A 13,824-nucleotide genomic window follows, 5' to 3' on the forward strand; every position below is an offset into this window, starting at 1 on the left:
TTAAAATTGAATATGAAAAGCACGGCATAAATCCGCAATCAAAGTTTCCATTTTTTGGCTACGAGAGCCTTTTGCCAATAAAACAAGCGGTTGTTTTTCTGCAATTTTTTGCGAAATAATCGGTAGCAAGAAATCACTCATGGTTTGCTTATCGGTAAAATGATGCTGTGCATTAGCACTAATCACTGCACTTTCTTTACCAAAAGAGACGATTAAATCTAACCCTGCCTGTTGAGCAAAATCTGCAACTTCTTGATGGCACTGCGTACTTTCTTTGCCAAGTTCCGCCATATCACCTACCGCAAAAATACGAAATGCAGGGTAATTTTTCAGCACAGAAATCGCTGATTTCATCGAATCGACATTCGCATTGTAAGTATCATCAATCAGCAAACAGTGCTCGTTAATTTCAATAGGATATAAGCGTCCTTTCACTTGTGAGCGCTGTTCAAGCCCAGCTTTAACATCCACTAAACTTGCGCCAACTGCCATCGCTAACGCGGTTGCCGCTAAAGCATTAGAAACATTATGTGCACCTAAATAAGGCAAATTGATTTCAATTTCCTCTTCAAAGGCATGCAAAATGAAAGTTGAGCCGTTTAAATTAAGTGAAACGTTTTCCGCCCAGAAATCGGCGTAAGAATCGGTATCTGATCCTGTGTAACTAAACGATTGCAAGCTGTGCTCGCCAATCTCTTTCGACCATTCAGGGTAATAATGTGCCAAGTTCACAATTGCCGTTCCACCCGCTTTTAAGCCTCGGTAAATCTCACCTTTCGCCTCTGCCACGCCTTGAATCGAGTCAAAACCTTCCAAATGGGCAGGAGCAACGTTATTCACTAAACAGGCATCAGGTTGGGCGATTTGTGTGGTGTAAGCAATTTCGCCAATATGGTTTGCACCCAGTTCTACCACCGCAAATTTGTGTTGCGGAGTTAGACGGAGCAAGGTCATCGGCACACCTAAATCATTGTTCAGATTGCCGAAAGTATAAAGCACCTCGTCTTCACAAGCGGCCGTTTTTTGCAAGATTTTTGCCGTCATCTCTTTCACGGTTGTTTTACCTGATGAACCTGTCATAGCAACCGTTTTAGGATTCAATGTGCTTTTTAGCCATTTCGCTAATTCGCCTAAAGCTAATCGCGTATCCGCCACAATAATTTGCGGCACAGCAATCGGCAATTCACGCTCAACAACGAGTGCTACACAGCCTTGCTCAACAGCTTTTTCTGCATAATCATGTGCATCAAATTTTTCGCCTTTTAATGCAAAAAACAAGCCATTTTCGACCGCTTGTCGCGTATCGGTACTGACTGTCGTTACCGTTACATTACCATCACCAAACAGCCTTGCATGAAGGATTTCGGCGATTTGTTGGGTTGTTTGTTTAATCATTTTATTATCTTGTATCTGACTCTTTTATAAAGAGCGTTAAATTAACTTTGTTACTTTCCTTTGGCAACGCAACGAAAAGTAAAAAAAGAAAGGCAACCCTGCTGAATTGCTGTTCCTCTCTTAAATAAAAATTTTTACGTTCGGGCAATTCAGAAAGGAAAATAGTTCGTTAAACTTTAAAGATTTTTAACAAAACCATTAAACATAGATAGTGAAGCCCAAAATATAACAATAATAGAAACAATGAATATCAGATAAAATACAATTGCTTTTTTCCCGAGATTAAATTTACACAATATTTTCATAATTTCTAAACATGTTAAACCCTTTTCTAAACGCCTTATTTCTTTCTCATGATCATCAAGCTCCTTTATATCTTTAAATATTTCTTCAAAAAAGCTCATAACATTTAATAGGAATGCTAAGAATGCAGTAATAAATGGCGTAAAAGTAATCAGCGTATCCCTCCAATTATTTAAATTAAATGTAAATAGTACAAACTTATTGTGATGCCATAGATACGCCCCTATAGCCAAAAATAATGTAATTGGTGTCAAATTTCTAAGATACTCAAGAAATGGCTTTTTTATATCAAAAAGAAAATTTTTACAATTATCTAACCAGTCTTTTAAATACTTATTCTGCCCTATCCATAAAATAAAAAATATATTAACACCAATCAGCTCCAACAACCAATTCTTTAAAAATGTATCGGAAGAATATAGATAATACTCCCCTATAACCAAAAATGTAATTACTAGCAACTTTTTAAAACACTCAAGAAATGTTTTTTTTATATCAAACAGAAACATCACCCAATTTTCTTCTTTCTTTTCATCTTCATTCATAAATACTTCCTAGCCACTTCCTGATCTGAAAAATGATGCTTGGTCGTGCCAATAATTTGATAATCTTCATGTCCTTTGCCAGCGATTAAAATCACATCTTGCGGTTTCGCTTGCAGAATGGCAGTTTTAATCGCTTGTTCGCGATCATGAATGACTTGAACAATACCAACATTCTCAAAGCCCTTAAGAATATCTGCCATAATTTTCTGATTATCTTCAGTACGCGGATTATCATCTGTCGCAATCACACGATCTGCAAGCTGTTCAGCAATTTTTGCCATCATTGGACGCTTACCTGCATCACGATCGCCACCACAGCCAAAAATACAATAGAGTTCGCCTTCAGCGTGAAGTCGTGCAGCTTGTAATGCTTTTTCTAAAGCATCAGGCGTGTGAGCATAATCAACCAACACCAGCGGGCGATTTTCCGCAGTCACACACTCCATTCTTCCAGCCACGCCTTTAAGAAGCGGTGCGGTTTCAACTAATTTTTGCAAATCATGTCCAAGCACTAACAAGCCAGCTAACGCGAGCAGTAAATTGGCGACATTAAATGCCCCAATTAACTGGCTATGTAAAGTGCCATTGCCCCAGCTTGATTCAAATTCAATGGTCGCACCTTGTAAGGTAAACGCGACACGAGTCGCTTTAACATATCGGTGTGAAGTTTGAAAATCAGGATTTACGCTTACTGCAACGGCATCAGACAATTTGGCTAACCAATCTGCACCCATTTCATCATCGGCGTTTAACACCTTAGCCTTAGTATTAAGCTCACTAAACAAGCGGAATTTTGCCGCAGCGTACTCTTCCATTGTGTGATGATAATCAAGGTGGTCTCGACTTAAATTGGTAAACATTGCCAAATCAAATTGTAATGCTTCCGCGCGATACTGCACTAAACCGTGAGAACTCACTTCCATCGCACAAAAATCAGCACCAAGCGCAATAAAGTTTGCAAGATTTTGTTGAATTTCAACTGCAGAACCTGTGGTGTTAGCCGCTTCTTGAACTTGCCCAAATAAGCCATTACCAATTGTCCCCATTACAGCAGATTTGCCACCCAGTAAATTATGCCATTGCGCTAACAGCTGGGCTGTTGTCGTTTTGCCATTTGTGCCGGTAATGCCCGCTAACGTCAATTTTTCGCTTGGATTGCCATAAAATGTTCCAGCAATTTCAGAAAGTTTTTTTGCTAAATTGGGCACATTCAACACGCAAGCGGTCGAATTTGTAAAATCTTTTGCAATTTCTACCGCTTGTACATCAGCTTCGGCTTCAGCTAAGACTAACGCAGCCCCTTGCTCAATGGCTTTAGGAATAAAATTTCTGCCATCTACGCTATGGCCTTTTAAAGCAACAAAAACATCGTTTTTGCCCACTTTACGGCTATCTAGCGTCATTTGATTTAATTGAATGTTTGGCAGCTTAGTCGCTAATGTTTGAAAAATGGAAATTAAACGGTTCATAAAGTAAGCCCTATTGCGTCACCGGATGATGTTCGCTGTTTTCTAAATTATCCGGTTTGATATTTTTTGCTTTTAAGGTGTAACCCATAATTTTTGAGAATAACGGAGCAGAAACCGCCCCCCCATAGTATTTGCCTGCTTTAGGTTCGTTGATCAGTACCACTAAAGCAAAACGAGGGTTACTCGCTGGTGCTAAACCTGCGGTATAAGCTAAGTATTTCTCAACGTATTGCCCTTTTTCGAGCTTACGTGCTGTACCCGTTTTAACCGCTACGCGATAGCCATCGATCATCGCTTGTTGTCCGCCTTCGCCCTTTTGTGCAACACTTTCCATCATATGCACAACTTCACGCGTTGTTTTTTCAGGTAATACACGCTCACCAATGACTGGAGGGTCAACCCGAGTAATCGAAAGTGGACGATAAATACCAAAGCTGCCTAAAGTTGCGTAAGCACGTGCTAACTGTAGTGGTGTTACATTCAATCCATAACCGTATGCCATCGTTGCCCGTTCAATATCGGACCAGCGTTTACGATCACCATTCGTTCCGCGCTGTTCACCAAGCCCTAAGCCTGTATCTTTACCAAAACCCACTTTACTGTAAGTATCCACTAATGCAGTAGAAGGCATCCGTAAAGCCAAACGGCTCACCCCGATGTTACTAGATTTTTGTAAAATACCTGTAAGAGATAAGCTTTCTCTTGGCGCAACGTCTCTGATAGTATGTCCGTTAACCGTGAATGGGCGAGTGTTAATAATTTCACCGCGATAAGTCGCACCATTTTGTAGCGCCGTCAGTACGACTAAAGGTTTAACGGTGGAACCCGGTTCAAAGGTATCGGTAATAGCACGGTTACGCATCAATTCTGGGCGGAAACTATCACGCTTATTTGGGTTAAATGACGGCGCATTTGCCATCGCTAACACTTCGCCCGTTTGCACATCCACTAACACTGCAGTGCCAGATTCCGCATTATTTTCCTGCACCGCTTTTTTAATTTCTCCATAGACCATGGATTGCAATTCTTCATCAATACTCAATACAACATCTTGTGGATCATATTGTTTTTCATCACGAATATTTTCAATGACATTACCACGAGCATCTTTTCGAATGACCTGACGACCATTTTTTCCGATGAGTAAAGAATCAAAGCTACGCTCTATCCCTTCACTACCATGAATATCATCTACATCGGTAAAACCAATAAGCTGTGACGCTTCTTCTGCCAAAGGATACATTCGGCGAGATTCAGCTTTAAGCACAATACCATCAAGTTTGAGTTCTTGTGCATAGCGCGCAATCGCTTCTGATTCATGGCGAGAGAGGTAAAGAAAACGCAGACGAGCAGATTTATAAAGACGATCCATTAAATCGTTATATTTTATGTTGGTGGCTTTGGCTAACGCTTGCCATTTTTCTCGCTCAACTTTTGCTTGCTCATTATCTAATTGTACAAATGCTGAATTTGGATTGCTTCGAACCTTTTCAATCAACAAACTTTTTTCAATACCAGAAACGTCTGCGAGTAAATCCCAATATTTTGCATCTTGGCTATTTAAAATCGCCCGAGGATCAAAATCGACTTTTTCTGTTGATTTATTTTTTCGTTCTAAGAAATTAGAGACACTTTTTTCAATTTTACTTTTTGAGCTACCCGTTTCAATCGCTAAAGCTTTCCAACTTTCTGAAGTGCGTTTTACTTTGCTATCAAAATACTCTCGCGGATCTATCGTAATCGAATAAACTGGCACACTAATAGACAAAAAACGTCCATCGCGATCTAAAATACGACCACGTGTAAATGGTAATTCTTTAGTACGTAATGAGCGGTTATTAGCTTCTTCAATTAAACGCTCAGAATCAAAAATCTGAATATCGGCGACTTTCCAAACTAGCCCTGAGAGCATGGCAACCATCACTAAAGCGACCGTACCAAAGCGTTTATATAAATAGCTCGGTGCCGGTTGCATTTCAGGCGCATTTTTTGCTGTGCCTTGCGATTGAGCCTTACGTTTTAATTTGACTAACTTTGCCATGAATCTATGTGTTCTCTTTCGATATAATTATTCTACAAGAATCACTTCTTGCTCTTTTTGAATGGATTGCAATCCAAAAGTTTTTGCAGCCGCCTCTACCCGCGCTTTTTGGCTTTTAGAGTTTTCTTCTAATTGTAAATGGATATATTGATTATCCAATTTACGATTTGCCTGAATATATTGCCCTTGTTCTGCCGTTAATAAGCGCGTTTGATGAGTAACCCAAACTGTGCCAATAGCAGTAAAAACAATACCAAGTAACAATAACACTGGGAGCTTATTGTGGTTGATAAAATCATCACTGATGATTTGAAATAAGGGATAACGTTCACGGTTTAACATACAGTCCTCAACTTATCTTTTCTCAGCCACTCTTAACACCGCACTACGTGAACGCGGATTCTCACGAATTTCTTCTTCACTTGGCATAATTGCCTTGCCAATCGCTTTTAAGGGAATATCTTTATTCAGTTCACTTTCTAAAATCGGTAAACCACGCGGCACTTCTTTTCCTTTACTATTTTTCTTAATGAATTGCTTAACCATTCGATCTTCAAGCGAATGGAAGCTAATGATAGATAACCGACCTTGAGGCGCGAGTACTTCGATAGCAGATTGTAATGCTTGCGCAAGCTCTTCTAATTCGCTATTGATAAAAATACGAATCGCTTGGAAACTACGGGTTGCCGGATGTTTATGTTTATCTTTAAACGGCACTGCATCGCTAATGATTTGCGCTAATTGCAAAGTTCGGGTAATTTTTTGACCGCTTGTACGATTGAAATTCACAATCGCAGTTGCAATACGCTTAGCAAAACGCTCTTCACCAAATTCTTTTAATACCCAAGTCAAATCTTCAATAGATACCTGATCTAACCACTCTGCGGCAGAAAGCCCTTTTGTGGTATCCATACGCATATCTAATGGCCCATCGCGCATAAAACTAAAACCACGTTCTGCATCATCTAATTGCGGCGAAGAAACACCAAGATCCAATAGAATGCCATCAATTTTGCCCATTAAACCAAGTGACTGGCAAACCTCTGGAATTGCAGAAAAAGCCGTATGGTGAATTTCAAAGCGTGCATCTTCAATCGTATTTGCTTGCGCAATAGCACGCGGATCGCGATCGGTTGCGATCAATCTGCCTTGTTCACCTAATTTAGAAAGGATTAGTCTAGAATGGCCACCACGCCCAAAAGTGCCATCAATATAAATACCATTTTCTTTAATTGCTAAGCCTTCAACAGCTTCATGTAATAAAACGGTAATATGTTGATGATCTGCGCTTTGCATGTCGGTTCTCGATAGATAGTGAATAATAAAAAAGAGTTTATTTAGGGAGGAAAAGTTCCTCACAAAGGAGGAAATTTTATCGGTTCATTCCCAGTGGGGCAAGCAGTTTTACTGATTAAAAAAAATTAATTTAATGAGCAAAGAAAAAGCGGTCGAATTTTGCAAAACTTTTACAAAATTCGACCGCTTGAAAACAGATTAAAAGCCTATTTTTTAGCTAATTCATCCAAGCGTTGTTGAATTGCTTGAACATTTTCATCTGTGAAGAAATTAGGCATATTTTGCCAAATCGAATGGAAACCATAAGGCCCTTGCATCATCTCACGTTTAGCTTCCGCTAAAGGCCATTTTTGATAAATCACCCGATACATCGCTGAAATTAAACCAGTACGATCTGCACCATGATAGCAATGCACCAAGACCCCTCCTGTTTGTTGCGCTTGGCGAATTTGCCACAAGACATCTGCTACTTCTTGTGGGCTAATCGACCATGAAATTAACGGCGTATTCACCAACTTGATGCCAGTTTCACCAAATGCTTCCTGATCATCATTACGGTCAAAAAAGCGTAGGTTCACAATCGTGCGAACATCATGCTGCTTAAGTAACGGGTAATCTTTTGCGCTAAGCTGTTCACTTCGAAAGAGTTTTTTATCAACCTGATAAAGATTCACAGATTTATCAACAACCTTGGCCCAATGCCCTGTATTTTCAGGTGGCATTGGTGGCGTGCTTGTTTGACAAGCGCTGAGTAAAATAACACTCGCGAATAGAGCAGATAATTTTGTGGTTCTCATATTTCCTCACAATGAGACATTAAGGTGATTTTGCAAAAATTTCACCAAAATGAACCGCTTGCTTTGTTATTTTTTCTGCTGCGCTTCTCGTTGAACTTCACGCTTCGCTTTATGCAGAATTTGTTGCTGCTCACGGCGAGAATAAATAATTAGCCCAATCATCGCCGCAATAGAAACGCCGTAAGAGAGCCATACATAAAAGCCATAATTCCCCATTGCGAAAAAATCGCCAAGGCTTTCAAATTGAAAAGATAAATTCATTCAGTGCTCCTATTTTGTATTCACTAACGCTTTAACCCAAGGACGTTTATATTCATCATTTAATAAAGCAATACGATAACGCCAAATACTAAACCACGCGGTAAATAGTAAGCTACCGAAAATTGCGAGTAATAACGGAATAAGCATTTCAACAGCCATTGATGGCTTATCTAATTTAGTAATGGTTGCACCTTGATGAAGCGTATTCCACCATTCGACCGAGAAGTGGATAATTGGCAAGTTAATCACACCAACCACCGATAATACGCCCGCTGCTTTCGCGCCGGTTTGTTTATCTTGGAAAGCTGAATATAGCGCCATCACACCAATATATAAGAAAAAGAGCACTAAAGCAGAGGTTAAGCGAGCATCCCATACCCACCAAGTTCCCCACATTGGTTTGCCCCAAATTGCACCGGTTGCTAACGAAATAAACGCAAAAACCAGTCCGATAGGTGCCATGGAAATCATCGCTAAATTAGCTTGGCGAATTTGCCATACTAATGCCACTAGCCCTGCTAATGCCATCGACCCGTACACGCCCATTGACCAAATTGCTGCTGGCACATGAATAAAAATAATACGGTAGCTATCACCTTGCTGATAATCTTTTGGTGCAAAAGCCAAGCCCCAAATAAATCCAACGACTAATAAAATTAGGCTTAACCAGCCAAGTGTTGGTTGGATTTTTCCTAATAAGCGATACTGTGTTTCAGGTTTCGCATAAGGATGCAGAAATTTCCACATAGAAAATAAACTCCAAATTGGTAAGAAATTAGAAAAAAATAACCGCTTGTTTGACTACTGCAAGCTAATACGCAACGCACCAGCAATCGCAAAAGGCGAGAAAGTAAGCGTAATTGCTAATATTGCGCCAATAATTGCTAACTGCCCGCTATATCCCATATTCAATGTTGCCGCTTCTAACACCGCTGCAGCAAAAATAAGAACTGGTAAAAACAGTGGCAAAATCAATAAACTTAGCAAAGTGCCACCTTTTCGTAATCCAACCGTTAAAGCGACCCCAATCGCTCCTAAACAGCTTAAAATAGGTGTGCCTAGCAATAAAGTCAGAACTAAAGCCCACCAAACATGCATCTCTAATGAAAGTAAAACCGCTGCTATTGGTGAAAGCAGAATCAGAGGCAATCCAGTTAACAACCAATGTGCAAGCACCTTCGCTAAGGCGACTTGAGGCAAACCAACAGGTAATAACATCAATTGTTCTAGTGAACCATCTAAATAATCGTCTTTAAACAAACGTTCAAATGAAAGCAATGCAGACAACAATGCCGCTACCCATCCAATACCTGGAGCGATTTTACCTAGTAGTTCAGGATTCGGCCCCATTAACAATGGAAAAAGCGTAATAATCATCAAAAAGAACCACAGCGGATTTAAAATTTCCGCTGGCTTACGAAAGGCGATAGCAAGTTCTCGACGAATAATCGTAAATAAAATCATAATTTAAATTGATCTAATGAAAGAATCTTAACTTTTTCACTTTGTGCTGTTTGATGGCTAGTAAATATCACCATGCCTTCATTAGCACAATGTTGCTCAATATGACTAATCAATGAAGCGACACCTTTTTTATCAATAGCGGTGAAGGGTTCATCTAAAATCCAAAGTTTTTGTTTAGTCAGCCATAATTTTGCTAACGCCACTCGTCTTTGTTGCCCTGCAGAAAGATGAGAACAAGGTAAATCTTCTCGCCCAATAAGTGCGACTTTATCTAAAGCTGCCCACAAGGTTTCATCACCTAAATCTGAACCTTGTATCTTCTGATAAAAGCGTAAATTCTCCCATGGGGTTAATTCAGGCTTCACACCCGCATGATGCCCTAAATAGAACAATTCTGAATAATAGGCCTCTCTATCTTGATGAATAGGTATGCCATTCCAAAGCACTTGTCCTTCAGCAGGCAAAGCAAGACCAGCTAAAATGCGTAATAAGCTCGTTTTACCAATGCCATTATGACCTTCTATTTGAATCCACTCTCCACTGCAAATTGAAGCGGAGCAGCCTTCAAACAGGCGATTCTCACCTCTTTCACATGCAATGTTATTAAGCTCAAGTCGGTTCATATTCTTATTCGTTAATGCAAAATTTAAAGTAGGCAGTTTAGCATAAGCGCTTAAAATCATGTAGCTGAAAAGGGCAAATTTGTGAGTCACAAGCGGTCTATTTTTAGCTTTTCTTTGCAAATTTTGATGGGAATCAACCTACTTATAACTGTAAGGTTTCTTTAACAAAAGGCAGCGTTAATTTTCGCTGTGCTTGGAGAGAAGCCTGATCAAGCTGAGCCAGTACTTCTAACAGAGATTTTAGGTCTCTATCCAGATGTTTAAGAAGAAAGTTTGCTACTTCTTCAGTTAATTCTAGCCCTTTACTATAAGCTGCTCGCTGTAAGATTACGCGTTTTTGTTCATCATTAAGATCAGGAAGATGATAAACCTCTCCCCATGTTAAACGAGAACGCAAATCTGGTAATTTTATTTGAAGCTGATGAGGGGGGCAATTCGCAGAAATTATCAACAAAGTCTTATTTCCATTATGAAACAAACTTTGTTGTTCTCTAATTTGATTAAATAGATTAAAAAGGGCTAACTCCCATTCGTCATTACCAGCAACTAGCTCTAAATCATCAATACAGACTACGTCTAATTTATCTGCATTGTCTAATACTAAAGGCGAGAAATACTGACTTTTACTTAATGGAATGTAACTTGCACTCTGTTCATTTAACAGATAATGGTTGCTGATGGCTTTTAATAGATGTGTTTTACCCGAATTCGAACCACCCCAAATATAGAAAAAAGGTTGTTGAACTTCAACAAAATTCTGACGTAGAGAAGCTAATAATCCTTCATTATTTTCAGTATAAAAATTCTCGAAGGTATCTTCATCAATTTGTAAAATCGGCAGGGAAAGTTGCAAAACGAATTTAATCTATCAGTTAATCACTATGGCTGAAAGAATAACGGAAAAGTCTGCTATTGAAAAGCAAATAATAAAAGGAATGTGAGAAGTAAAGAGAGGAGCTATATCATCATGATGAACGAGCTTTAAAAACTGAATATCTAATTTAACATCTTTTAAAAAAACAAAAACCCCGTCACACTCAGTAACGGGGTCCTTTCTCTATTCAATCCGGCGATGCCCTACTCTCACATGGGGAACCCCCACACTACCATCGGCATTACAGCATTTTACTTCTGAGTTCGGTATGGAGTCAGGTAGAACTACTGCACTATGGTCGCCGGAATATCCGGTCATGATTCATCTCATTATCTTATCTATTCTTCTTCTCAAAACCAAAAACAAGCCTCAAAACCTTTCATTCCCACCCAAAAACACTTGAGCGTTGTATAGTTAAGCCTCTCGGGCAATTAGTATCTGTTAGCTCAACGGCTCACACCGCTTACACACCAGACCTATCTACGTCGTAGTCTCCAACAACCCTTACAGTCTTATAGACTGGGAGAACTCATCTCAAGGCAAGTTTCGTGCTTAGATGCTTTCAGCACTTATCTCTTCCGCATGTAGCTACCCAGCAATGCTTCTGGCGAAACAACTGGAACACCAGGGATGCGTCCACTCCGGTCCTCTCGTACTAGGAGCAGCCCCTTTCAATTCTCCAACGCCCACGGCAGATAGGGACCGAACTGTCTCACGACGTTCTAAACCCAGCTCGCGTACCACTTTAAATGGCGAACAGCCATACCCTTGGGACCTACTTCAGCCCCAGGATGTGATGAGCCGACATCGAGGTGCCAAACACCGCCGTCGATATGAACTCTTGGGCGGTATCAGCCTGTTATCCCCGGAGTACCTTTTATCCGTTGAGCGATGGCCCTTCCATTCAGAACCACCGGATCACTATGACCTACTTTCGTACCTGCTCGACTTGTCTGTCTCGCAGTTAAGCTTGCTTATACCATTGCACTAACCTCACGATGTCCGACCGTGATTAGCAAACCTTCGTGCTCCTCCGTTACTCTTTGGGAGGAGACCGCCCCAGTCAAACTACCCACCAGACACTGTCCGAGAGCGTGTTTCCACTCTTCGTTAGAACATCAAACGTTAAAGGGTGGTATTTCAAGGACGCCTCCACAATCACTGGCGTGACTGCTTCAAAGGCTCCCACCTATCCTACACATCAAAATTCAATGTTCAGTGTCAAGCTATAGTAAAGGTTCACGGGGTCTTTCCGTCTAGCCGCGGGTACACCGCATCTTCACGGCGATTTCAATTTCACTGAGTCTCGGGTGGAGACAGCCTGGCCATCATTATGCCATTCGTGCAGGTCGGAACTTACCCGACAAGGAATTTCGCTACCTTAGGACCGTTATAGTTACGGCCGCCGTTTACTGGGGCTTCGATCAGGAGCTTCTCTTTCGATAACACCATCAATTAACCTTCCAGCACCGGGCAGGCATCACACCCTATACGTCCACTTTCGTGTTTGCAGAGTGCTGTGTTTTTAATAAACAGTTGCAGCCAGCTGGTATCTTCGACCGGTTCAACCTTCAGGGGTAAACCCTTACAATCTACGCCGGCGCACCTTCTCCCGAAGTTACGGTGCTATTTTGCCTAGTTCCTTCACCCGAGTTCTCTCAAGCGCCTGAGTATTCTCTACCTGACCACCTGTGTCGGTTTATAGTACGGTTTAGTATAATCTGAAGCTTAGTGGCTTTTCCTGGAAGCGTGGTATCAGTTACTTCAGTGCCGTAGCACCTCGTCATCACTTCTCGGTGTTATGAGCATCCGGATTTGCCTAAATGCTCCACCTACCGGCTTAAACAACCATCCAACAGGTTGATAACCTAACCTTCTCCGTCCCCACATCGCAATTATACCAAGTACGGGAATATTAACCCGTTTCCCATCGACTACGCTTTTCAGCCTCGCCTTAGGGGCCGACTCACCCTGCCCCGATTAACGTTGGACAGGAACCCTTGGTCTTCCGGCGAACGAGTTTTTCACTCGTTTTATCGTTACTTATGTCAGCATTCGCACTTCTGATACGTCCAGCAAACCTCTCGATTCACCTTCATCCGCTTACAGAACGCTCCCCTACCCAACAGTATTGCTACTGATGCCGCAGCTTCGGTGACTAGTTTTAGCCCCGTTACATCTTCCGCGCAGGCCGACTCGACTAGTGAGCTATTACGCTTTCTTTAAATGATGGCTGCTTCTAAGCCAACATCCTAGCTGTCTAAGCCTTCCCACTTCGTTTCCCACTTAACTAGTACTTTGGGACCTTAGCTGGCGGTCTGGGTTGTTTCCCTCTTCACGATGGACGTTAGCACCCACCGTGTGTCTCCTGAGTATCACTCTTCGGTATTCGCAGTTTGCATCGGGTTGGTAATCCGGGATGGACCCCTAGCCGAAACAGTGCTCTACCCCCGAAGGTGTCCGCTCAAGGCTCTACCTAAATAGATTTCGGGGAGAACCAGCTATCTCCCGGTTTGATTGGCCTTTCACCCCCAGCCACAAGTCATCCGCTAATTTTTCAACATTAGTCGGTTCGGTCCTCCAATTAGTGTTACCCAATCTTCAACCTGCCCATGGCTAGATCACCGGGTTTCGGGTCTATACCTTGCAACTAGACGCCCAGTTAAGACTCGGTTTCCCTACGGCTCCCTTATTCAGTTAACCTTGCTACAAAATATAAGTCGCTGACCCATTATACAAAAGGTACGCAGTCACCC

The 13,824-nt window shown here is 41.3% G+C and carries 12 protein-coding genes and 2 rRNA genes; all 14 read right to left on the reverse strand.

Annotated features, from left to right (window positions below; all coding sequences use genetic code 11):
• Nucleotides 1-1,395, reverse strand: coding sequence for a UDP-N-acetylmuramoyl-tripeptide--D-alanyl-D-alanine ligase (murF, locus tag HMPREF1128_RS08535; RefSeq protein ID WP_007526310.1), 1,395 nt, complete (start codon nt 1,393-1,395; stop codon nt 1-3).
• A 176-nt stretch (nt 1,396-1,571) separates the two neighbouring features.
• Nucleotides 1,572-2,243 carry a hypothetical protein gene (locus HMPREF1128_RS08540; RefSeq protein ID WP_007526349.1) on the reverse strand — a complete coding sequence of 224 codons (672 nt, stop codon included), beginning with the start codon at nt 2,241-2,243 and terminating at the stop codon, nt 1,572-1,574.
• Nucleotides 2,240-3,712, reverse strand: coding sequence for a UDP-N-acetylmuramoyl-L-alanyl-D-glutamate--2,6-diaminopimelate ligase (gene murE / locus HMPREF1128_RS08545; RefSeq protein ID WP_007526388.1), 1,473 nt, complete (start codon nt 3,710-3,712; stop codon nt 2,240-2,242). The genes HMPREF1128_RS08540 and murE overlap by 4 nt, the downstream gene beginning before the upstream one ends.
• Before the next feature lie 10 nt (nt 3,713-3,722).
• On the reverse strand, nt 3,723-5,753 hold the full coding sequence (locus HMPREF1128_RS08550) for a penicillin-binding transpeptidase domain-containing protein (protein WP_007526319.1): 2,031 nt from the start codon (nt 5,751-5,753) through the stop codon (nt 3,723-3,725).
• Between the two features lie 27 nt (nt 5,754-5,780).
• Nucleotides 5,781-6,095, reverse strand: coding sequence for a cell division protein FtsL (ftsL, locus tag HMPREF1128_RS08555; protein WP_007526290.1), 315 nt, complete (start codon nt 6,093-6,095; stop codon nt 5,781-5,783).
• A 12-nt stretch (nt 6,096-6,107) separates the two neighbouring features.
• Entirely contained in the window at nt 6,108-7,049 is a 942-nt protein-coding gene (gene rsmH / locus HMPREF1128_RS08560; RefSeq protein WP_007526372.1) for a 16S rRNA (cytosine(1402)-N(4))-methyltransferase RsmH, read from the reverse strand.
• A gap of 206 nt (nt 7,050-7,255) precedes the next feature.
• The gene (locus HMPREF1128_RS08565) at nt 7,256-7,846 is read right to left on the reverse strand and encodes a tyrosine-protein phosphatase (RefSeq protein ID WP_007526384.1); all 591 of its coding nucleotides are present in this window, start codon (nt 7,844-7,846) and stop codon (nt 7,256-7,258) included.
• Nucleotides 7,847-7,912: 66 nt separating this feature from the next.
• A complete protein-coding gene (ccmD, locus tag HMPREF1128_RS08570) occupies nt 7,913-8,107 on the reverse strand; it encodes a heme exporter protein CcmD (protein ID WP_007526332.1) in 195 nt (64 codons plus the stop codon).
• Between the two features lie 9 nt (nt 8,108-8,116).
• Nucleotides 8,117-8,854 carry a heme ABC transporter permease gene (locus tag HMPREF1128_RS08575; protein WP_007526394.1) on the reverse strand — a complete coding sequence of 246 codons (738 nt, stop codon included), beginning with the start codon at nt 8,852-8,854 and terminating at the stop codon, nt 8,117-8,119.
• 54 nt (nt 8,855-8,908) lie between these two features.
• Nucleotides 8,909-9,571, reverse strand: a complete 663-nt coding sequence (gene ccmB, locus HMPREF1128_RS08580) for a heme exporter protein CcmB (RefSeq protein WP_007526407.1) — start codon at nt 9,569-9,571, stop codon at nt 8,909-8,911.
• The gene (gene ccmA / locus HMPREF1128_RS08585) at nt 9,568-10,194 is read right to left on the reverse strand and encodes a cytochrome c biogenesis heme-transporting ATPase CcmA (RefSeq protein WP_029495394.1); all 627 of its coding nucleotides are present in this window, start codon (nt 10,192-10,194) and stop codon (nt 9,568-9,570) included. The genes ccmB and ccmA overlap by 4 nt, the downstream gene beginning before the upstream one ends.
• Nucleotides 10,195-10,336: 142 nt before the next feature.
• Nucleotides 10,337-11,047 carry a DnaA regulatory inactivator Hda gene (hda, locus tag HMPREF1128_RS08590; protein WP_007526315.1) on the reverse strand — a complete coding sequence of 237 codons (711 nt, stop codon included), beginning with the start codon at nt 11,045-11,047 and terminating at the stop codon, nt 10,337-10,339.
• A 211-nt stretch (nt 11,048-11,258) separates the two neighbouring features.
• Nucleotides 11,259-11,374: ribosomal RNA gene (gene rrf / locus HMPREF1128_RS08595) — 5S ribosomal RNA — on the reverse strand.
• A 104-nt stretch (nt 11,375-11,478) separates the two neighbouring features.
• Nucleotides 11,479-13,824, reverse strand: a 23S ribosomal RNA gene (locus HMPREF1128_RS08600); the annotation flags it as partial.

Origin of the sequence: Haemophilus sputorum HK 2154, from assembly GCF_000287615.1 — a bacterium.
GTDB classification, from domain to species: domain Bacteria; phylum Pseudomonadota; class Gammaproteobacteria; order Enterobacterales; family Pasteurellaceae; genus Haemophilus_A; species Haemophilus_A sputorum.